The following is a 22,290-nucleotide window of genomic DNA, read 5'->3' as shown; positions in this document are numbered from 1 at the left end:
ACACCGCTTTCCAATCACTACTTCGAAGGAGCCTAGCCCCTCATGCGCCGTGAAGAATTTCCCGTCGGCCGACCCGACTGGGAGAACGTCATCATTGAGGAAGGCCTCACCTACAGCGTGGACGGCCCCCACGACACCGACCACTATTGGAACGAATACGCCGCCTACATTTTCAGCCCGCAAGAAATGGATTCTGTGCGCGCCCAGGCGGAAGAAATGCACCGCATGTGCCTGGAGACCGTCGAGTACATTGCCTCCGGTGTGTTCGGCACCCTCGGTCTGCCCCAGGCGGCATTCAACCTCGCCGTAGAATCCTGGAACCGCCGCGATGCCGACTTCTACGGCCGCTTCGACTTCATCTACTCGGGCGTGCCCGGCGACCCGATGAAGCTGCTCGAATACAACGCCGACACCCCCACCGGCATTGTGGAGGCGGCAGTCAGCCAGAAAACCTGGGCGAAAGACCAGCGCCTCGACACCCGCGGCTACGCCCACTGGGGTGAAATCGGTGAAGCCTTCACCAACCGTTGGCGCCACATTTTCGCCCCCGAAATCACCGCGGGCGTGCAGCCCGTACTGCACCTGGCGCACGTGCCCCCCGAGATTGACGAGACCAACGAGGACTACAACAACCTCTGGCTCATCGCCTACTCGGCTCAGCAGGCGGGCATCAAAACCCACATGATTCCCATCGACGAAGTCATCTTCAACGAAGACACCAAGAGCTGGGAAGACGCACAGGGACGGCGCATCACCAACCTCTTCAAGCTCTACCCCTGGGAAGACCTGGTCACCGACAGCGAAGCAGGCTACGACAAGCTCCTCTTCGCCTACCACGGCGCCATGGATCGCTGGATCGAGCCGGCATGGAAGATGTTCCTCTCCAATAAGCTACTGCTCGCCGCGCTCTGGGATAAGTACCCCGGTCACCCGAACCTCGTACCCACCTACGCCGGTCACCGCGGAGGCATGCGCAACTGGGTTCGCAAGCCCCTCTTCGGCCGCGAAGGCGACGGCGTAGAAATCTACGCCCCCGACTACGACGTCTTCATCAAGCCCGAAGAGGACGACTTCTTCGCCAACGCCCCCGAAAGCGAATTCATCTACCAGGAATACATTCCGGCACCGCGCTACGAAGGCATTATCAACCCGGTTAGCCACCCCATCCTCGGCGTGTGGGTAGTTGACGGACGCACCGTAGGTGTGGGCATCCGCGAATCCAACGGCGCGCTCACCGACTACTGGTGCCGCTTCGCCCCGCACCTGGTGGATTTGAACGACTCCACCGGCATGGGTTTCGGTACCACGGACCCCGGCACCGCAAACTTCGGATAGCCCGGAATCCCGATAGATAAACCTTGCATGAAAAGACGAAGCCCCCGCCTCAGCCAAAGCTGAAGCGGGGGCTTCACCTATAGAGCCTCTCCCGGAGATACTCCAGAAGCGGCAAGGAGCGAGCAGAGAGGTGCGAGCAGACTAGAGGCTACTCGTCGTCCTCATCGTCGTCATCCTCAGTGTCCAGAGGAAGCATCATCTCATCGGTCAGAGCGCGGCGCAGAGTGTCCAGACCTACCGAACCGAGCAGAAGCGCACGCGTGTGGAACGCACGCATGTCATCGCCGCGGCGCACAGCCTGATCGCGCAGCTCCAGCCAGAGGCGCTCGCCAATCTTGTAGCTCGGCGCCTGACCCGGCCAACCCAGGTAACGCAGGAACTCAAAACGCAGGTGGCCCTCGGACTCGTCCAGGTTCAGCTTCAAGAACTCGTAACCCAGCTCAGAAGTCCAGATGGTGCCCGGCTCAACGCCCAGCTGCTCAGCCCACTCGTCCGGAATCGGCATCTCGCAGTGAACACCAATATCGAAGACCACGCGGGCGGCGCGCATACGCTGAGCATTCAGCATGCCCATGCGGTCACCCGGATCCTTCAGGTAGCCCAGCTCTTCCATGAGGCGCTCGGCGTACAGCGCCCAGCCCTCACCGTGACCGGAAACCCACAGCATGTTCGTGCGCCAGGAGTTCATGGTGCCCTGCAGTGCCGTAGCAATCGCAATCTGCAGGTGGTGGCCCGGAACGCCCTCGTGGTACACGGTGGAGGTTTCACGCCAGGTAGTGAACGTGTCCTCACCCTCGGGAACCGACCACCACATGCGGCCCGGACGCGAGAAATCGGGGGAGGGGCCGGTGTAGTAAATACCGCCCTCGTTCGTCGGCGCAATGCAGCACTCAATACGGCGCATGGGGCCGCCAATTTCGAAGTGGCTACCCGCCAGGTTCTCCACGGCGGCGTCAGCGAGCTTCTGCATCCACGCCTTCAGCTCATCGGTGCCGTGCAGCTGACGTGCCGGATCCTGATCGAGCAGCTGCTTAGCGCGCTCAATGCTTGCGCCCGGCTCAATCTCCTCGGCAACCTCACGCTGACGAGCAATAATGCTCTCCAGCTCCTTCACGCCCCAGGCGTAGGTTTCGTCCAGGTCAATGGTGGTGCCCAGGAACGAACGGGAGTGCAGGCTGTACGCCTTACGGCCCACAGCGTCGCGGGAGGGCGCGACCGGCTGCAACTTCTCCACCAGGTAGCTGTTGAGGCGGCGGTAGCCTTCCTTCGCAGCCTCGGCACCTGCGGCAGCCTCGTCCTTCAGGGCGGGGACAGCCTCGGCAACCTCAGCGGCAAGCTCGTCAAAGAAACCACCGGGAGCGTAGTACGCGGCGGTCTGCTCAATGACAATATCCACCTGGCGGCGCGGGGCAACCTTGCCCTCTTCACGAGCCGCCTCAAGAGTCTGGATGTAACCCTCCAGCGCCTCAGTGACGCGGTGCATACGACCGACAATGTGCTCCCAATCCTGCTGGGTGTTGCGCTTCATCAGGTCAAAGACCGAACGCACCTCCTGCGGTACGGACGCAATATTGTTCAGCTGCCAGCCACCAAAACCAGCCTTGTGCTGCTTGCGGTACAGGCTCAGACGCTCCTGCAGAGCATCCAGGGTGACCAGGTCAACGTCATCAATAGGCAGGACGTTGTCAACCTTCTTGAGGGTCTTCTTCGCAAGGCGCGCAAAAGCCTTCTCGCCGGCGGGCGAGTAATCGGGGTACAGGGTCTCTACGCCCTTACGACCAAGCTCGGTTGCATGGACGGGGTTCAGGTCGAGGACCTTTTCAAAGTATTCGTTAGCAATCTGATCGACGTCGGTCAGCGAGCGCTTCAATCGGTAGATGCTGGGAAGTTCCTGGTAAGTGCTCATGTTCATATCCTAACGCAGGGGTGTGCCTCCAACCACGATTTTCGGTGATTTGGCTCGCCCGAACCGGCAATATTACGGGCTGAGCGGCACCGAACACGACGAAAAGGGCTCACCTGTGGACAACGCGCCGGGGTGTATGCGCAAAAACGCCCCGGCTTTCTTCCCCTGAACGTTCAGGAAAGAGAAAACCGGGGCGTCCCCAAGATGGGCTACAAGCTGCTAGCCGGTGACTTAGCCAGCGAAGTATTCACCGTTCAGCTCCAGCAGACCGTTCGCGCCCTCGACCACGCCGAGGCGGTGCGCAATGAGACGGTCCTGCAGCTCATCGCCGGACACCAAATCCACAAGAATATTCGGGTACTTGGTCGAGCAGCGGATGAACTCGTCGTACGCTTCATCGCTGAACGGGGCGTTCGTAATGAAGGTGCCGAGCTGACCGCCGCGGGCGTGAATAGCCAGGAAGAACGCGGTAATATCCTGCGGCTGAACGCTCGTGGACAGAACACCGTTCGCTACCGGGCGCAGAGTGCGAACATAGAATGCTCGCTCTTTTTCGCCGGTGGCGGGGGTTGCCACGCCGTCCACGCCCTGCGCCTGAAGAGCCTCCACGGTGTAGCCGCGCATCAGGAACAGATCGAAACCAATGCTACGGAAACGCTCCTCAGACACCTGAGCCAGGGCGGGCGCCAGAGCCTCGCGGCGGAAGACCTGACGGTAACGCTTCAGAGCCTCACGCACCTGAGCGGCAGCCACCTGTAGCGCGGTCGACGGGTCACCGGCAGAAGGCGACTGAGCTACAACAGCCGGAACGGAAGCAGCAATAGCAGGAGCAGTCGCCGCAGGCTTGGCGGCAGCAACCGGTGCCGCCGGAACCTCAGCGGGAGCCTGCGCAGAAGCCGTCACCGGCGCACCAGCCGGACGCGCCAGCAGAGCCGGAGAAGCACCCGGCACCGGAGCCAGCGGCTCACGCGAAGCGCCCTCACGAGCCCCCAGGCGAGCCTGACGCTCCGCAGCACGCGCCTCCTTCGCAGCCTGAAGAGCCTCCTCACGAGCTTGCAGTTCAGCCGCAATATCCAGAGGCAGCTTATGCTTGAGCGACTGCGGCGGCAACGGCGCCATGCGGGCGGTCACCGCCTCCGGAGCACCCTCCGGGAAACGCTTGAGTAGCTCCTTACCCGCCTCGCTCAGCTCGTAACGCTCCGGGTTCTTGCGGGACGTGCGGCCCGTACCCTCACGCAGAGCGTTCAGGTAGCGCTCGCCCTTCAGAACGTGCATCGCCACCGAGTAGCGGTTACGCAGACGCGGGGTCAGCTTGTAGCGGTGCGGCGCGACCTCACCCTGCAGGTAGGGGATGTCCAGGGCGATCTTCAGCTCATCGTAAATGTCGTAGTAGGAGATGCGGGGGTTCTCCTCAACCAGCTTCAGAATCGGGTACAGCAGCTGATGCGGGTACGGCAGGGCATCCACCGCTGCAGGATCCAGCAGAGCCGAAGCCACCAGCTTCTGAACGCTCGGCTCAGCCATCTGTGCCAGAGTGGGCGCAAACGCGGAACCCAGCGAGTAGACGGTCTCACGCTCGGACAGGTAGTGGTGGGCGATCAGCACATCGTAGAGGTAATCCTGCGCGTCAATCTGCACAAAATAGGGGTTCGAGGACGCCTGCTGAATACGCTCGTCGCGGTCAAAGACCTGCTCCAGGCTCGGAAGGCTCAGCTCCACATCGGCGCCGTGGTCGTTGAGAGTATCGAGCAGAAGTACGCCCATGTGGGTCAGCAGAGCATCGGTTGCGGCAATATCCTCGGCAGTAATCGAGGTGCCCTCATCCTTCACCAACGCCAACACGGAGCTCAGCTCGCTCGCGGGCACACCGGTCTCCTCGTGACGAGCCACCAGCTCCTTCGCCGACGGCGACAGCGAGTACAGGGTCACCGGCGAATCCGTGTGCTCGTGAAGAGTCTTGGTGCGCAGGTAGCCCTCGCGGGTCAGGATGCTCAGCGCCTGAGCAATCACTGGCTCAATAATGCGCTGCTCCAGGTACGACAGGCCGTACCAACCCTGCACGAAACCGCACTCGCGCAGCACCAGCTCACGAATCTTCACGGGCGCCGCCGCGGGGTAGGACGGGGTAACGCTCAGGACGATGGGCAGAAGCTCACGCACCGTAATGTGCGAGAGTAGAACCGGGTAGAACTGCTTCAGGTAGTGCAGGTACACGCCGCTCTGGAGGGGCAGAACCGGCAGGAGAGCCTGAGCCTGCTGCTCCTTCGCGGTGCCCAGAAGCTCGCGGCCAGCCTCGCTGAGGGTGTAGTGCAGATTGCCCGGATGCAGCTGGCTGAGGGACACCTCAAGATAGTCGGCATTGACCAGCGCCGCAATCAGCTTATTAAGCGCCTCACGGAAGAGGACATTGTCACCGACCGCAATGAAGCGCTGAGTCATATTGAAACCCAGGTCTACGCCAACCGGGGTGTACATATCGGGGAAGAAAACCTTCTCGCCACGATTCTGCGCGCGCTCAAAATGGCGGAGCAGAGAGAAAGCCGCCGCAACGCTGAGAGTGCGTGCTTCCTCGGGTAGAGCCTCCCACGAGGTTTCCTGCTGCAAAGAGTGCAATTCGGAATGATCGATATGGAGCATTGTTTTATTCACAAAAGCCACGCCGGGCTCCTTATCTAGTGTTATTTATCGTGCAGGCGTTCTTCATGAAGTGCAGTCATTTGAGCGGGAAAATAATCACGAAAGTGAGCGGCACCATCTTTATTTTTGGGCCGGCACTTTGAAATCCCGCTGTGAAGAGAAGCAAGGTAGGTAGTTTTTTCTCAACCCGTCCCGCTTACGCACCGTCTTCTATGACGCGCACTCAGAAAGAACGCTATAAATTGGGGTGAAGTGTCTAGACCGTCACGGGTATATACACTTCGTGAAATAATGCGAAGAATATATAACGCACTACCTTCTCATTGTATCGGCTGGTTCGAGAAATAACCTAGATTTCTAAAACCAGCCGATATGTGAAAAATATCCTCAAGGAAAAGTGAAAATACATTAAGTGAAATGACGCGGGAAATGCGTGAAGATTGGAGATATTCGGAGAGAAATACTCGCCCCAGAAACACCCCCGGCTACTCCATGCCACGGGCAAAATACTCCTCGTCAATGCGGTAACCGCACTCGCCCTCACCATCAAGAACACCCACACGGTGACGAATCATCAGCTCCACCAGCTGGTGCCGATCAACCAGCGCAATATTGCGAGCGCCCGGCAAACCTTGCAAATACTCGGGAACCGGCTGCGCAAAAGCACCGCAGGTCACCAAAACACCCTGCAGGCCGCCGTGCAAAAGCACTGCACCGGCAAGCTTCTGAATCTCGTTCGGGGTGACCTTCATGGTTCCGCAATAATGCTTCACCTGAATATAAATCGGCGCAAAATCCAGACCGTCAGAATAGCGGGCAATAACATCCACGCCCTTATCATCGGCGCCGCCGGTTACCTCGGTTGTAAACCCAAGAGCCGTAAAAATATCGGCAACAATCTGCTCAAAGTACTCCGGCGTCACCGCGTGAATATGTTGAACCAAATCCTGCGTAAAATGCTCCGCAAACTCAGCCTGAGCGTGAATGACCGGCGAATCGCTGGCACGCAAAATAATATCCAGAGGCGACTGACCGGCGGGCCAGGACCCCGCAGCCTCCGCAGAATTCAAAGCATGCGCAAGATGCGCTGCGCCGGTTGCCTCATGAGCAGCGGTGGCGGCATCAGCATGATCAGCGTCTGAGAAAGGCGGTAGCGCATTAAGCGCACCGGTATCAGTAGCACCAAAAATGAGGCGATGCTCTGCCTCCGCGGTCTCCAGCAGGGCATTCGCCTGCTTCTTCAGCTTCTTCGTGGTCCTCGCCGTCAGGCTCTGAGCACACAGAGCCTGCACCTGCTTCACTACTCGCGGCGGCACCGAACCGTGCAGGTGCGGGGTGCAGGTCAGCTCGGCACCCAGGGGAGTGAGCAGGTACTTCCTCTTCTCCCACGGGGTCAGACGAGGCATCAACTGGGCATAACGAAGCGCCACCAAGATTTTCAAGGTGGTACGTACAGCCACCGCAAAATCGGTGGATTCAAGATCGGGTAGGTTCTTCTTCGACCCCAACGCCTTAGTCTGCTGCCGCAACTGCTCGCTAACATAGGCTGCGGTGCGAGGTACAGTCTTCGACAAGCGCCGTAGCGTCGGCAACAGAAGCGCGATATAGACATCCGGTGGGGGCCTATGGTTTTTATTCAGCATCTTTGCCATGGTCCCTGCCAATTTATTAACACTAATGTGATGGTATATACATCGTAGCATCAGTACGTATCATCATGACTTTATCGTTTCTAATATGACAAAACCACAAGAATCAGCGCATTAGATGTTGAATAACGCAATATAAATCTTGAATTTGAGGCAAAACAAGAAATTCCCGCCGCACCAGTCGGTGCAACGGGAATTTACTATTCAAATGAGCCACCCACACTACATGGGGCGGGCGCGCCTCCACGAACCGGGGCCCGGACGCAAGGACGCACCCAGGCGCTGGCGACGGTTCAGCAGACGCGATGCCGCACCCACCAGTGAGTTCTGCTCCTGCTTCGCGGCGCTCGCCTGCATCATCGCCACCACGGCGGTCAGCGCGGCAATCTCCTCCGGAGTGGGGGAGCCCTTGACCACCTTCAGCAGCGGCTCCTGTTCAGTATCAGTATCTACCGAAGACTGAACGGGTTCCTTCGTTGCGCTGGACGCGGTAGCCGAGCGTGCCGAAGACCGAGCGGAGCCGCGCTCAAGCTGCTCGGAACCCTCAGCGGACTCCGAACTATCCTTCTTCTTGCCGAACGAGAAATAACTCAGCGGATTGTAGCCTGCCAAAGGCACGCCTCCTTAGAAAACCTAAAATCGTGCGAAGGCCCGCACCACACACGGTGCGGGCACAACGGAAGCCTACAGCGGGATGTTGCCGTGCTTCTTTGCCGGGGTTGCCGCACGCTTATCGTGCAGAGCACGCAGCGAAGAAATGATGCGCACGCGAGTCTCGCTCGGGGCGATGACCTCGTCAATGTAGCCCAGCTCGGCAGCCTGGTACGGGTTCAGCAGCTCTTCCTCGTACTTGGCAATCAGCTCGGCGCGACGAGCCTCAACGTCGCCGCCCTCAGCCGCCAGCGCAGCCAGCTCGCGACGGTACAGAATGTTCACCGCACCCTGAGCACCCATCACGCCAATCTGCGCGGTGGGCCACGCCAGGTTAATATCGGCGCCCAGCTTCTTCGAGCCCATCACAATGTACGCGCCACCGTACGCCTTGCGGGTAATGACGGTGACCAGCGGAACGGTCGCCTCCGCGTAGGCGTAGAGCAGCTTTGCGCCGCGGCGAATAATGCCGTTGAACTCCTGATCGGTACCGGGTAGGAAGCCGGGAACATCCACAAAAGTCAGAATCGGAATGTTGAACGCATCGCAATTGCGCACGAAGCGGGCAGCCTTCTCGGACGCAGAAATGTCCAAGCAGCCTGCGAACTGCATCGGCTGGTTGGCAACGATACCGACCGTGCGGCCCTCAACGCGGGCGTAACCAATCATCACGTTCGGAGCGTACAGCGCCTGCATCTCCAGGAAGTGACCGTCATCCACCACGGACTCAATGATCGCGCGCATATCGTAAGGCTGGTTCGCCGAATCCGGAATCAGGGTGTCCAGATCCAGATCGTCCACGGTCACCAAGGGCTCCTGGTCGTGCTCCAGGGGCAGGGGCTCAGCAAGGTTGTTCGAGGGCAGGAATTCCAGAAGCTCACGCACAAAGTCGAACGCGTCTTCCTCATCCTCAGCCAGGTAGGTGCTGGTACCGGTCACGGAGTTATGCTGACGCGCACCACCCAGGGTCTCCATGTCCACGTCCTCGCCGGTCACGGTCTTAATGACGTCCGGGCCGGTAATGAACATATGCGAAGTCTTATCCACCATGATGATGTAGTCAGTCAGGGCGGGGGAGTACGCGGCGCCGCCGGCGCAGGGGCCCATAATGACCGAAATCTGCGGAACCACACCGGACGCGCGCACGTTCATACGGAAAATATCGGCAAACATCGCCAGCGATGCCACGCCCTCCTGAATACGGGCGCCACCACCGTCGTTAATGCCGATGACCGGGCAACCGTTCTTCAGCGCAAACTTCTGCACCTTCACGATCTTCTCGCCGTTGACCTGCGAGAGGGAACCGCCGTACACGGTGAAATCCTGAGAATACACGGCGACCAGGCGGCCATCCACGGTGCCGTAACCGGACACCAGACCGTCACCCAGAGGCTTCTTCGCCTCCATGCCGAACGCGGTGGTGCGGTGGCGGGCAAGGGCATCAAACTCAACGAAAGAACCCTCGTCCAAAAGCATTTCGATGCGCTCGCGGGCGGTGTTCTTGCCGCGTGCGTGCTGCTTCTCGATAGCTGTCTCACCGCTGGGCGCGAAGCTGCGCTCTCGACGTGCATAAAAATCAGCGAGCTTACCGGCGGTGGTGCTCAAATCAAATTCCTGCTGGAGGTTCTCGGACATCATTCCTCGTTCCTGCTCCACCCGATTGTCGGGAGCCAGTGGTTGCGGTGATGGCTGTTCAGAAGGCCCCGAAGAGCGCTCTTGAACAATGTGCATATCCCTCAACTATAGTGCGAACTAGGGCACATATGCCAGGCGAGAAGCCAGAATATCAACACTAGATACACTTTTATGCACTCAGCACCCAAGAAGGTGCATACAGTAAACGAAAAGCACGAAAGAACCGCCCAAAAGAGCGCAGAAAACCCCCTTCCGCCTCGGCAATCCTTGCCTGAGGAAGGGGGTTTTCGTTCAAGCTATTCCAGCGTGAAGTGACGCTTAGATGGTGCCCAGAACCGGGTTCCACTCGGTGACGGTGTGGGACAGAACCGCGCCGCCAACGTTCATCGGGTCATTCGCCACGATCTTCTCGGCAGCCTCAGCGGAGTCAACCTTTGCAATCAGCAGAGCGCCAGCGGGGGTCTCGCCATCCAGCAGGGGACCGGACACGATCAGGTTGCCCGCCTCAATCTGCGAACCAAGGTACTCGCGGTGAGCCGGGCGGTACTTCGCCTGCTCCTCGGGAGCTGCGTAAACGTAAGTAATTGCGTAATAAGCCATAGCGGTCTTCTTTCGAGCAGGGCGGAGGAACCTCCGCAGCCGGTCGGTGCTTGATGCACCCTCATTGTCTAATGTACCGTCTCGGGCGCCGAGCGGGCATCACCGGCGGCAAGAAATTGATATGGTGAGAAACTAGCGCGACTCGGTAGAAGCCGGCAGGTTTCGGTGGCGGGTCGGCATACTGCAGAGTAGTTTCGGACAGGGTAGAAAGGCGCAGGCTATGGAGAAGAACATGCACATCGAGAGCGACCATTCGGTTTTGGATGCGCCGCGCATCCGCACCATTGCAATGGAAACCGGGTACTCCAGCGTAAACCTCTACGACGAAGTGGACTCCACCACCACCCGCGCCCGCGAGCTACTCATGGGCGGCACCGACCCCGAACGCGAACAGCTCGGCGAGCTCTCCGTCTACGCCAGCCTCTACCAAAGCGCCGGACGCGGCCGCCTCGCCCGAGCCTGGACCGCCCCTCCCGGAGCGTGCCTTGCCGCGAGCATCGTGGTGCGCCCGCACGCCTCCGCCGACCCGCTGACTCGAGAGCTCCCCGAAGACAGCTACCACTGGCTGACCCTCATCGCCGGACTCAGCGTGGTCGATATTTGGCGCAGCTACGGCGTGGATGCTGCCCTCAAATGGCCCAACGACGTCATCGCGCAGGGCGCTAAGGGTTGCGGAATCCTCGCCCAGCTCGTTCCCGAAAGCGGCTCCACCGAGGGGCAGCGCAGCATTATTGTGGGCATCGGCCAGAACACGAATATGTCCGCCGAACAGCTGCCGGTACCCACCGCCACGAGCCTGAGCCTGTGCACCAGTGCCGCGGTCGACTCCTCCGAGGTGCTCACCCGACTGCTGAGCATCTTCGCCCGCCGCTACCGCGCCTTCGTGCGCGCCGGCGGCGACCCCGAACGCTCCGACCCGCTCACCACTGATAGCCTCAGCCTGCTTGACCAGGCACGTGCCGCCACCGCAACCCTCGGCGCCAGCGTGCGTATGAGCCTGCCCGACGGAAGCACCGTAGAAGGCATCGCCGAAGACCTCGACGCGCAGGGGCGCATCCTCATTCGCCGCGAGGGCGGAACCCTGGAGCCCTACGCGGTGGGCGATATTGAGCACCTTCGCCCCGCCAACGGTAGCTACGGAGATTTTCAGCAGGCACACTAGAACCAACCCCTAAAATTTCAGCCCGGCACGTCAACTGCATTAACCCACACCACCTCAACCGGTGCCTCCAGCCGGAATATAACAACCAGCACAGCTAAGGAACACCATGCGCTTGCGCGGAAAACTCAACCCCGGTGAGCATGTCATCATCGCCACCCGACAGCACTACGGTGCCCTGCTGCCCGCGCTCGCCTACCTGCTGGTTGCTATCGCCGCCTCAACCTTTGCCTCCACGGCACGGTCTTCACCTATCCTGTGGACTCTCGGCATGATTTGCGCGGTTGGTGCCGTCCTCGGAGCGGTGCGTACCGCATGGCGTTGGGCTACCACCTCCTACCTTCTCACCACGCACCGGCTCGTGGTTCGCCGCGGCGTGATGACCCGCAGCGGAGACGAATCCCTCTACTTGGATTCCATGGGGGAACGCTGGGTAAAACAACGCGGACCGGGCGCCTGGTTGGGCTACGGCTCCGTGTATGTGGTCTGCCGCGGAGCGCACCACCGCCTGACCTACGTGCCCGACCCGAAGCGCTTTGAAAAAGAAATTAAAGCCGCCCGACGTGACTACTACGCCCTGCGCTCTCGCTATATTTAGAGCTTCTTCGCCCCCGCCGCCGACTCGGGCGGGAGCTGTCGGGTTGGCTCAGAGCCTAAATCAGTCGCTAAATCTGCCGAAAAAATGCGGATTAGAGTATTCTTAAATGTGAATTACTCCACTAAACTATCCTAGGGTGCGGGCGCTTTTGTGACCCAAACACCACAGCGGAGGGGTATATTAACAAGGCGCTACACGGTGAGCATCATCGCAGTGACGCAATGCAAAACCCACAGAGTGTAACGAGGCACCTCGTAACCTCGTGCCACCACGGTGTAAACCAGACAGTATTGTCCGGCAGAGATGAAAGGAGCGGCAGCGGCAATGAGCACGGCAGACCACCATGAACCTGCGCACTCTCCGCAGGGCACCGGCGCCACCATGGGCCCCGAAACCCAAATGCTGAACCTCAAAATTCTGCAGAACCTCGCCCAGAACAATATCTACCGAGACGAGGAATCCAAGGCAGGAATCCGAGCCCTCGAAAAGTCGCTCCTGGGACAGGGCCGCCGCTACACCCCCCTAGAAGCCGCAGAATGCGCCGGACTTCCCTTCGAAACCGCCCAGCGCATCTGGCACAATATGGGCTTCCCGACGATTCCCAACCACTCGCCCTACTTCACTGAAACAGACGTGCAGATGCTCGCCGACCTACAGAAGTTGGACGCAGAAGGCGATATCCGCATGGAATATGTGGCATCCCTCGTGCGTGCCGAAGGCCAACTGACCGACCGCACCGTCGCCTGGCAGATTGAGGCGCTCGTGCACAACATCATGGTCACCGAAAACCTCAGCGATAATGATGCCCGCCGCAAGCTCCTCAAAGACTTCCCGCGCTACCTCGAGGTTCTCGAGCGTCTGGCGCTATACGCATACCGTCGCCAGATGTACGCCGGAATCCTGCGCCTGGGATTACGCGAAAACAACGTGACCACCTCCGGCCTCTCCCGCCTGCCCCTGGTACGCGGTGTAGGATTCGTGGATCTGGTCTCGTACACCTCTCTGGTACGTAACCTAGACGCGGCGGCTCTTTCTCAGCTCATCAACCACTTTGAGCAGAGTTGCCTGGACGTTATTGCGCCCCTGGGCGGTCGCATTATTAAGACTCTCGGTGACGAAGTTTTCTTCCTCACCGAAACCCCGGACGCTATCGCAGAGATTAGCCTGCAGCTCTCCGAAAAGATTGGTGCCGACCCGCAACTGCCGGATGCACGTGTCGCCTTCATCTGGGGTGAAGTTCTGGCTAACCGCGGCGACGTGTACGGCTCCAGCGTGAACCTGGCTGCGCGCCTGGTCTCCCTCGCTGAACCGGGTACCGTACTGACCGATAATGAGACAGCAAACACGCTCCGACAGGTGGGAAATCGCTATATTCTCACCTCTCAAGGGACGCGAAACGTTAGAAGCTTTGGTAACGTAGACCCCGTGGCGGTGACTCGTCGCGCGAACTACACAATGGAGATAGACCTCTCATGACTGAACTGAAACTACGTACCGGTGGTGCAACGCACCGCGGCGCACATCGAGAAAATAACGAAGATTCGATGGTCGTTGCCGGTTCCCTTTGCGTGGTCGCGGACGGCATGGGAGGCCACGAAGCCGGCGAAGTAGCATCGCGCCTGTGCGTGCGTCAGCTTGCCTACTCGCCTTTCTTCACCATGCCCGGTGGCCGTAGCGAAGAGGAGCAGCAGGCCTACGCTGAACGCCTCGCCGCCATTGACGACTCCGACCCCGCCAAGCGTCGTCGCCGCGCCAACACCGTCCTCAACAACGAAATCGTGGGCACCCTGAACCGCCTGCACGATATTCTCGGCGAAACCAACGAAGAAATTAAGCAGGCACTCTCCCGCGCTGGCGGCACGACCGTCACTGGCGCCTGGCTGACCAGCATCGGTGACCGTAACCTGTGGGTTATTTTCAACGTGGGTGACTCCCGAACCTACCGTCTGCTGCGTGAAGACGACGGTATTCACCACTCCGCCATGGAGAAGCTGCCCGGCTCTGAGGGTTCCGCCTCGCTGGAGCAGGTCACGAGCGACCACTCCGAGGTGCAGTACCTGGTTGACGAGGGTCAGATTACCGCCCTGGAGGCGCTGACCCACCCGCGCCGCAACGTGATTACCCGCGCCCTCGGTACCGGCAACTACTGGGAACCGGACTTCTGGGTTCTGCCCGCCCGCGCCGGTGACCGCCTGATGCTCTGCTCCGATGGCCTTTCCGGTGAGCTTTCGCACGAATACATGGCGCGCGTACTCACCTCGATTCGCCACCCGCAGGACGCCGCTGACGTGCTCCAGCACGAGGCGCTGCGCTCCGGCGGCCGCGACAACATTACGGTGATTGTTGCTGACGCTGTCGAGGCCTAAACTTCATACCTTATGATTCACCCCCGCTCTCTTCGGGTACTCGTGCGAGTGCCTTCAGGAGGTGGGGGTGAACTGTATCTGCACACAGAAACTAAGGAAGCGCGATTCGGGAAGTGGCTACGGTGTTTTTGCGCCAGTGTTCGCGCGCGAGGAACCTGCCAATATGACGAGCGATAGGGGAGAGGCGGAGCAAAAACGCTAGACTGGACGGGTGACTGAGAACAACACCACCCAGCAGACTGCCACCGCCGAGACTCGAGCAGAGAGCCCCGCAGAAAACTCCGTGGAAAACACCGCAGAAAACACCGTGGAGATTACCGAGGCCCTGCGTGCTGAGTACGCGGAACTGACCGATAAGATTCGTGCCGCCCGCCGCGCCTACTACAACGAGGACGCGCCCTTCCTCTCTGACGCCGAGTACGATGCGTTGTACCGTCGCCTCGAAATCATTGAGGCGGAGCACCCGCACCTGATCGCGAACGACTCTCCCACTCAGGAAGTTGGCGGTGAAGCCATCGAGGCTTTCGCACCCGTCACCCACCTGCAGCGCATGTACTCCCTCGAGGATGTTTTCTCCTTCGAAGAGCTCCGCACCTGGCTGACCAAGACCGAAGAGAGCGTCCGAACCCTCACCGGCGCCGCACCGCAGTGGCTGACCGAGCTGAAGATTGACGGCCTCGCCGTGAACCTGCTCTACCGCAACGGCACCCTCGTGCGCGCGGCAACCCGCGGCGACGGCACCACCGGCGAAGACGTCACCCACAATGTGCGCACCATCGCGAGCATCCCGCAGCAGCTGACCGGTGAGAACCACCCCGAAGAAATCGAGATTCGCGGCGAGGTGTTCATCTCCTCCGCCGACTTCGAGAAGCTCAACGAGTCCATGATTGCCGCCGGCAAGAACCCCTTCGCGAACCCGCGTAACGCCGCGGCAGGCTCCCTGCGCCAGAAGGACGCGGCGATTACCGCCTCGCGCCCGCTGAGCATGTACGTGCACGGCATCGGCTCGCGCACCGGCCTGGATGTTGCCACCCAGTACGAGACCTACGATCTGCTCGCCTCCTGGGGTCTGCCCGTGAGCCCCTACAGCGAAATTGCCGCAAACACCGAGGCGGTCTTCGACTTCATTAACAAGTACGGCGAGCAGCGCCACTCCCTGGTGCACGAGATCGACGGCATCGTTATTAAGGTCAACGACTTCGCGACCCAGGCTCAGTTGGGCTACACCTCCCGCGTGCCGCGCTGGGCTGTGGCATACAAGTACCCGCCCGAAGAGGTGCACACCAAGCTGCTAGACATTCGCGTGGATGTGGGACGTACCGGCCGCGTGACCCCCTACGGCGTCATGGAGCCCGTGTTCGTCTCCGGTTCGACCGTGGAACGCGCCACCCTGCACAACCAGGACGTGGTCAAGGCTAAGGGTGTGCTCATCGGTGACACCGTGGTGCTGCGCAAGGCAGGTGACGTGATCCCCGAGATCGTCGCCCCCGTGGTTGCCCTGCGTGACGGCACCGAACGTGAGTTCGTCATGCCTAGCGAATGCCCCTCCTGCGGCTCGCCCCTTGCCCCCGGTAAGGAAGGCGATGTGGACCTGCGCTGCACGAACCCGCGCTCCTGCCCGGCGCAGCTGACCGAGCGTGTGTACTATGCGGCAAGCCGCGGTGCCTTCGACATTGAGGCGCTCGGCTTTGAAGCAGCAAAGGCACTCACCAGCCCCGCAACCCCGGACACCCCTCCGCTAACGACCGAGGCGCACCTGTTCAGCCTCAACATTGAGGACCTGCGCGATGTCACCATCGAACGTGAGAAGAAGGTCAAGGGCGTGGGCACCGGAAAGATGGAGCGCGTGCCCTACTTCTACACCAAGCCGACCAAGGCACGTCCCGAGCCGAAGCCCACGAAGAATACGCTGAACCTCTTCGCCGAGCTGGAGAAGGCAAAGCAGCAGCCGCTGTGGCGTGTGCTGGTTGCCCTCTCGATTCGCCACGTGGGCCCGACCGCTGCCCGCGCGCTCGCCGCGGAGTTCGGTTCGATGCAGGCGATCCGCGAGGCTGATCGTGAACGCCTTGCCGCTGTGGACGGTGTGGGCACCACGATTGCCGACTCGATTATTGAGTGGTTCGCTGAGGACTGGCACGCCGAGATCGTGGACTCCTGGGCTGCCGCCGGTGTGCGTATGGAGGATAGCCGCGATGAATCGGTGGAGCGCACCCTGGAGGGCTTGACCGTGGTCGTGACCGGCACGCTGAACGGTTATACCCGTGACGGCGCGAAGGAAGCCATTATTTCTCGCGGCGGTAAGGCGTCCGGTTCTGTATCTAAGAGGACCCACTTTGTGGTTGCTGGCGCGAACGCCGGCTCGAAGCTGGATAAGGCTCAGCAGCTGGGTCTGAAGGTGCTGGATGAGGATGGCTTCACCGCCCTGCTCGAGGGTGGTCCGGAGGCTGTTGAGGCCACCGCCGAGTAGACCCGGTAGCGGGGTCACCTGAATCTGACCCCTGCAATGTATAGAGCATTCAGGCTCTGGAGTGCGTGCTTCAGGGCCTGAATGCCAATTTCTGGCATTTGTAATTACCATAGCTTTTAAGGCGGAAGCGCCTTAAAACACTCCCAAAGCGAAGAAATATTTAAAAAATATTTACACGCTGTTCAAAACCCTTAAAGGTGGTGCCCATCAACCCCGAATCAGAAAACTCGGCGGGGGAGCGCCTTCGAGTTAAAGCCCTAGAAAACCCCGAAATTCCGGGGTGAAACCCTTAAGGCGCGAGGGGCTCAAGGTCTTAAATAATGTTTCCTTCACTTTTAACCTGGAAGAACCCTGGGAGAACCCGGGACGTTCGCTGTGAACTTGAAGTCGGGTTGGAATCATAAAAAACCTCGGCTATCTTTGAGACCAGATGGATTCTCGCAAGAGAATCACCTGTGTGGTTTCAAGCTTGGAATGCTTGAAACGATGCCCGGTTCTACCGCACGTCCCCATCGAGGAAGTGCCACCCGGATTCCGCACACAAGTGCAGAATCGCTCACGGTGACATGAAATCGGTGGAGAGCCGCTCACATGGTAGAGCCAGAACATGAGTAACCTACTTCGTTATCAAAGGGTGAGCGGCGGCGCGCTAGAGTTCCGGGGACGGAACGAGCGGGGACGGCCCCAAGGAGCATTATGAAGAACACTTCCATTCGTCGTACCGCAGCAGCTCTCGCCATCGGTGGCGCTGTAGCAGCTACCATGTCGATGCCCGCTGCAAACGCAGTAGACGGTGCTACCTGGGACGCACTGGCACAGTGCGAGTCCGGTGGCAACTGGTCCATCAACACCGGTAACGGCTTCTACGGCGGTCTGCAGTTCACCCAGCAGTCCTGGAACGGCGTCGGCATGTCCGGCTCCCCCGCGACCGCTACCCGTGCACAGCAGATCGAGGCTGGCGAGCGTCTGCTCGCTATCCAGGGCTGGGGCGCATGGCCCGCATGCTCCGCTAAGCTTGGCCTCTACGGCAAGACCGGCGCAGCTCCCACCTACACCGAGCCCACCACCACCGTGGCTGCACAGTCGCAGACCCAGCAGACCTACACCGCTCCCGCGGCACAGGCTGCACCCGCAGCTCCTGCAGCTCAGGCTGCACCCGCAGCAGTTGAGGCACCCGCAGCAGCTCCCGCTGCACCCGCAGTTGAGGCTCCCGCAGCTCCCGCAGCAGCACCGGCAGCTGAGGCTCCCGTAGCAGCAGCTCCCGTTGCAGCTCCCAAGGCTGCAGCAGGCACCTACACCGTGGTTCCCGGTGACTCCCTCTCGCTGATCGCTGCAAAGCTCGGCGTTGCAGGCGGCTACCAGGCAATCGCAGCTGCGAACACCGACATCATCTACAACGTTGACCTGATCTTCCCCGGCCAGGTTCTGACCATCCCCGCCTAAGGATTAACCCCCAAGCGTAACGTGGACACGTTGTAGCCCAACGCCCCGCACCTCACACGAGGAGCGGGGCGTTGAGCATTTAACCCGAAAATAGGGGAGGAGAACACCGCCTGACCACGCAAACCAGCAGGTAAACCCTCCAACCCCCAATGAGACGGAAAACGCAACCTCCACTACACTAGAGAAGAGACAAGAAAACAAACTACGGGAGAACCATGTCTGCCATCACCTTTGAACAGGTAAAGCACCTGGCATCGCTGGCACTCATTGAGATGACCGATGAAGAACTCACCGCGATGGCGTCTGAGCTGGACGTCATCGTCGCATCCGTTGAGACCATGTCGCAGAAAGCAACTGCCGACATCCCCGCGACCAGCCACCCCATCCCCCTCGAGAACGTCTTCCGCGAAGACGTATCCGTCACCACCCTCACCCAGGAAGAGGCGCTCTCCGGCGCCCCCGACGCACAGGACGGCAAGTTCCGCGTGCCGGCAATCCTCGACGAAGACTAAGAGGAGAACAACCAAGTGAACGAACTGATCCAGCTCACCGCCGCAGAAGCAGCAGAAAAGCTCGCATCCGGCGAAATCACCTCCGTCGAGCTCACCCAGGCACACCTGGACCGCATCGCAGCCACCGACGGCGCACCCCTGAGCGACAACCGTGCAGACGGTAAGAATGGCCTCAACGCCTTCCTGCACATCAACGCCGAAGAAGCACTTGCCACCGCAGCAGCAGTGGACGCAGACCGCGCAGCAGGCAAGGAACTGCCCCCGCTCGCAGGCGTACCCATCGCCGTCAAGGACCTCATCGTCACCAAGGGCCAGCCCACCACCGCAGCATCGCGCATGCTCGAAGGCTGGATGAGCCCCTACGACGGCACCGTCACCCGCAAGGTCCGCGAAGCACGCATGCCCATCCTCGGCAAGACCAACCTCGACGAATTCGCAATGGGCTCCTCCAACGAGCACTCCGCATTCGGCGTGGTCCGCAACCCCTGGGCACTCGACCGCGCACCCGGCGGTTCCGGCGGCGGCTCCGCAGCAGCCGTCACCGCATTCCAGGCACCCCTGGCGCTCGGCACCGACACCGGCGGCTCCATCCGCCAGCCCGCAGCACTGACCGGTAGCGTCGGCGTCAAGCCCACTTACGGCTCCGTCTCCCGCTACGGCGTCATCGCCATGGCGTCCTCCCTCGACCAGGTCGGCCCCGTCGCCCGCACCGTCCTGGACACCGCACTGCTCCACGAAGCAATCGCAGGCCACGACCCGCTCGACGCAACCTCCCTGCCCGATGAGCCCGGCAACTTCGTTGAAGAAGCCAAGGCAGGCGCAGAAGCAGCACGCAAGCGCGACCTGTCCGGCCTGCGCATCGGCGTCATCAAGGAACTCGGCGGCGGCGACGGCGAAGGCTTCGAAGCAGGCGTCCTCGCACGCTTCCGCGAATCCGTTGAAGAGCTGCGTGCCGCAGGCGCAGAGATCATCGAGGTCTCCCTGCCCTCCGTCACCGAAGCCATCAGCGCCTACTACATGATCATGTCCTCCGAGGTGTCCTCCAACCTGGCACGCTACGACGGCGTCCGCTACGGCCTGCGCGTCGTACCCGAAGACGGCCCCGTCACCATCGAACGCGTCATGTCAGCAACCCGCTCCGCAGGTTTCGGCCACGAGGTCAAGCGCCGCATCATCCTCGGCACCTACGCACTGTCCGCAGGTAACTTCGACGCCTACTACGGCGCCGCACTGCGCGTCCGCACCCTCATCCAGCGCGACTACGCAGCAGCCTTCGAAAAGTGCGACGTGCTGATTTCCCCGACCGCGCCCTCCACCGCGTTCAAGCTCGGCGAGAAGACCGAAGGCGACCCCATGGCAATGTACCTGGGCGACGTCGCAACCGTGCCCGTCAACCTGGCAGGCGTCCCGGCGCTCTCCCTGCCCGGCGGCCTTTCCGAAGAGAACAACCTGCCCGTCGGCATCCAGTTCACCGCACCCGCACGCGAAGACGCACGCCTCTACCGCGTCGGCGCAGCACTGGAAGAACTGCTCACCGCAAAGTGGGGCGCACCGCTCTACAAGAGCCTGCCCGACACCGAAACCCTGATCCGCGACTTTGACTTTGGGGGAACCAAGTAATGAGTGAAGAAGTCCTCAGCTTCGAAGAAGCCATCGAAAAGTACGACCCGGTCCTCGGCTTCGAGGTGCACGTCGAACTGAACACCAAGACCAAGATGTTCGACTCCGCACCCAACGAGTTCGGCGACGAGCCCAACACCAACGTCACCCCCGTCTCGCTCGGCCTGCCCGGCGCGCTGCCCATGGTGAACAAGACCGCTGTTGAGTCCGCCATCAAGCTCGGCCTGGCACTGGGCTGCGACATCGCAGACAAGTCCTACTTCGCCCGCAAGAACTACTTCTACCCGGACTCCCCGAAGAACTTCCAGACCTCCCAGGCTGGCGGCCCCATCGCGGAAAACGGCTCCCTGGACGTAGAACTCGAAGACGGCACCATCTTCACCGTCGAAATCGAGCGCGCCCACATGGAAGAAGACGCAGGCAAGCTCACCCACGTCGGCGGCGCAGACGGCCGAATCCAGGGCGCAACCTCCTCCCTGGTCGACTACAACCGCGCAGGCGTGCCCCTCATCGAGATTGTCACCCGACCCATCGTCGGCGCCGGCGAACGCGCACCCGAACTGGCACGCGCCTACGTTGCCGCAATCCGCGACATCGTCCGCTCCCTCGGCATCTCCGACGCCCGCATGGAACGCGGTAATGTGCGTTGCGACGCCAACGTCTCCCTCATGCCCAAGGGCGCAGAGAAGTTCGGCACCCGCTCCGAAACCAAGAACGTGAACTCCCTGCGCTCGGTCGAACGCGCCGTCCGCTACGAGATTCGCCGCCACGCCGCAATCCTCGAACGCGGCGAAAAGGTCACCCAGGAGACCCGCCACTGGCACGAAGACACCCGCGAAACCTCCTCGGGTCGCCCCAAGTCTGATGCTGACGACTACCGCTACTTCCCGGAGCCGGACCTGGTCCCGGTTGTCACCAACAGCGAGTGGATTGAGCGTCTGCGCGCCGAACTGCCCGAACCCCCGGCAGAGCGCCGCCGCCGCCTCAAGAACGAATGGGGCTACTCCGATGAAGAGTTCCGCGACGTGGTCAACGCCGGCGCACTCGACGTCATCGAAGAGACCGTCGCCGCAGGCGCAACCGCAGCAGCAGCCCGCAAGTGGTGGATGGGCGAAATCGCCCGACGCGCAAAGCAGGCCGAGGTTGAGCTCACCGCCCTCGGCGTGGAGCCCGCAACCGTGGTCGCCCTCGAAGCTCTCATCAGCGAAGGCAAGATCAACGACAAGATTGCCCGCCAGGTGCTCGAGTTCGTCCTCGCCGGTGAAGGCACCCCCGCCGAAATCGTTGAGGCACGCGGCCTCGCCGTGGTCTCCGACGACGGCGCACTCACCGCAGCCGTCCAGGAAGCACTGGCAGCAATGCCCGACGTTGCCGACAAGATTCGTGCCGGCAAGATTCAGGCTGCTGGCGCTATCGTCGGTCAGGTCATGAAGGCTACCCGTGGTCAGGCTGACGCCGCCCGCGTGCGTGAGCTGATTCTGGCTGAGTGCGGCGTGGAAGGCTAAGCTTTTCCGCTGATCCGGCTCTAGCGAAAGCGGCGCTGTCTCCCGATGTGGGAGGCGGCGCCTCTTTCGTTTTTCCCTAGTTTCGCTTGTGATACGGCGTTCCGTTTGGCTTTGCACGTTAGCTCCGCTTGGAAAGGCGGTTATCGTCCTCGTTCCGCACCATAGCGTTTGGGGAGGCACGCCGCATGTTTCCTCCGCGCCTACGCA

General features: G+C 60.9%; 16 protein-coding genes. 10 read left to right on the top strand and 6 right to left on the bottom strand.

What is annotated here, in order from left to right; genetic code table 11:
* The first annotated feature begins 42 nt into the window (after positions 1–42).
* Positions 43–1,335: a glutathionylspermidine synthase family protein gene (locus HMPREF2682_RS07260; protein WP_070832808.1), complete on the top strand. Its 1,293-nt coding sequence runs from the start codon at positions 43–45 to the stop codon at positions 1,333–1,335.
* A gap of 148 nt (positions 1,336–1,483) precedes the next feature.
* On the opposite strand, the gene HMPREF2682_RS07255 is transcribed toward HMPREF2682_RS07260, so the two are convergent.
* The 6 genes from HMPREF2682_RS07255 to HMPREF2682_RS07230 form a co-directional block, all read right to left on the bottom strand.
* A complete protein-coding gene (locus HMPREF2682_RS07255) occupies positions 1,484–3,241 on the bottom strand; it encodes a DUF885 domain-containing protein (protein WP_070832805.1) in 1,758 nt (585 codons plus the stop codon).
* 231 nt (positions 3,242–3,472) lie between these two features.
* Positions 3,473–5,845 (bottom strand): restriction endonuclease, encoded by a 2,373-nt coding sequence (locus HMPREF2682_RS07250; RefSeq protein WP_246827283.1) that lies wholly within the window; start codon positions 5,843–5,845, stop codon positions 3,473–3,475.
* A gap of 518 nt (positions 5,846–6,363) precedes the next feature.
* Entirely contained in the window at positions 6,364–7,452 is a 1,089-nt protein-coding gene (locus HMPREF2682_RS07245) for a restriction endonuclease (RefSeq protein ID WP_246827282.1), read from the bottom strand.
* A gap of 297 nt (positions 7,453–7,749) precedes the next feature.
* Positions 7,750–8,139: an acyl-CoA carboxylase subunit epsilon gene (locus tag HMPREF2682_RS07240; RefSeq protein WP_070832795.1), complete on the bottom strand. Its 390-nt coding sequence runs from the start codon at positions 8,137–8,139 to the stop codon at positions 7,750–7,752.
* 72 nt (positions 8,140–8,211) lie between these two features.
* Entirely contained in the window at positions 8,212–9,813 is a 1,602-nt protein-coding gene (locus HMPREF2682_RS07235) for an acyl-CoA carboxylase subunit beta (RefSeq protein ID WP_070833043.1), read from the bottom strand.
* 318 nt (positions 9,814–10,131) lie between these two features.
* Positions 10,132–10,413, bottom strand: coding sequence for a YciI family protein (locus HMPREF2682_RS07230; protein WP_005507003.1), 282 nt, complete (start codon positions 10,411–10,413; stop codon positions 10,132–10,134).
* A 220-nt stretch (positions 10,414–10,633) separates the two neighbouring features.
* Between HMPREF2682_RS07230 and HMPREF2682_RS07225 the strand changes: the two genes are divergently transcribed.
* The 9 genes from HMPREF2682_RS07225 to gatB all read left to right on the top strand — a co-directional run bounded on the left by HMPREF2682_RS07225 (position 10,634) and on the right by gatB (position 22,083).
* A complete protein-coding gene (locus tag HMPREF2682_RS07225) occupies positions 10,634–11,575 on the top strand; it encodes a biotin--[acetyl-CoA-carboxylase] ligase (protein ID WP_070832793.1) in 942 nt (313 codons plus the stop codon).
* 106 nt (positions 11,576–11,681) lie between these two features.
* The gene (locus tag HMPREF2682_RS07220) at positions 11,682–12,170 is read left to right on the top strand and encodes a PH domain-containing protein (protein WP_070832790.1); all 489 of its coding nucleotides are present in this window, start codon (positions 11,682–11,684) and stop codon (positions 12,168–12,170) included.
* 324 nt (positions 12,171–12,494) lie between these two features.
* Positions 12,495–13,646 (top strand): adenylate/guanylate cyclase domain-containing protein, encoded by a 1,152-nt coding sequence (locus HMPREF2682_RS07215; protein ID WP_070688305.1) that lies wholly within the window; start codon positions 12,495–12,497, stop codon positions 13,644–13,646.
* Positions 13,643–14,536, top strand: coding sequence for a PP2C family protein-serine/threonine phosphatase (locus HMPREF2682_RS07210; protein WP_070634121.1), 894 nt, complete (start codon positions 13,643–13,645; stop codon positions 14,534–14,536). The genes HMPREF2682_RS07215 and HMPREF2682_RS07210 overlap by 4 nt, the downstream gene beginning before the upstream one ends.
* 283 nt (positions 14,537–14,819) lie before the next feature.
* Positions 14,820–17,003 (top strand): NAD-dependent DNA ligase LigA, encoded by a 2,184-nt coding sequence (ligA, locus tag HMPREF2682_RS07205; RefSeq protein ID WP_070833040.1) that lies wholly within the window; start codon positions 14,820–14,822, stop codon positions 17,001–17,003.
* A 696-nt stretch (positions 17,004–17,699) separates the two neighbouring features.
* On the top strand, positions 17,700–18,446 hold the full coding sequence (locus HMPREF2682_RS07200; RefSeq protein ID WP_070629087.1) for a transglycosylase family protein: 747 nt from the start codon (positions 17,700–17,702) through the stop codon (positions 18,444–18,446).
* 215 nt (positions 18,447–18,661) lie between these two features.
* On the top strand, positions 18,662–18,958 hold the full coding sequence (gene gatC, locus HMPREF2682_RS07195) for an Asp-tRNA(Asn)/Glu-tRNA(Gln) amidotransferase subunit GatC (protein ID WP_070629089.1): 297 nt from the start codon (positions 18,662–18,664) through the stop codon (positions 18,956–18,958).
* A 15-nt stretch (positions 18,959–18,973) separates the two neighbouring features.
* Complete coding sequence (gene gatA, locus HMPREF2682_RS07190; RefSeq protein ID WP_070832787.1) at positions 18,974–20,578, top strand: Asp-tRNA(Asn)/Glu-tRNA(Gln) amidotransferase subunit GatA; 1,605 nt, start codon at positions 18,974–18,976, stop codon at positions 20,576–20,578.
* Positions 20,578–22,083 carry an Asp-tRNA(Asn)/Glu-tRNA(Gln) amidotransferase subunit GatB gene (gene gatB / locus HMPREF2682_RS07185; RefSeq protein ID WP_070832785.1) on the top strand — a complete coding sequence of 502 codons (1,506 nt, stop codon included), beginning with the start codon at positions 20,578–20,580 and terminating at the stop codon, positions 22,081–22,083. The genes gatA and gatB overlap by 1 nt, the downstream gene beginning before the upstream one ends.
* Positions 22,084–22,290: the final 207 nt, after the last annotated feature.

This window comes from Rothia sp. HMSC061D12, from assembly GCF_001836735.1.
Taxonomy (GTDB): Bacteria; Actinomycetota; Actinomycetes; order Actinomycetales; family Micrococcaceae; genus Rothia.
The sequence above is the reverse complement of the archived record's forward strand: the minus strand, read 5'-3'. Positions and strand labels throughout refer to the sequence as shown.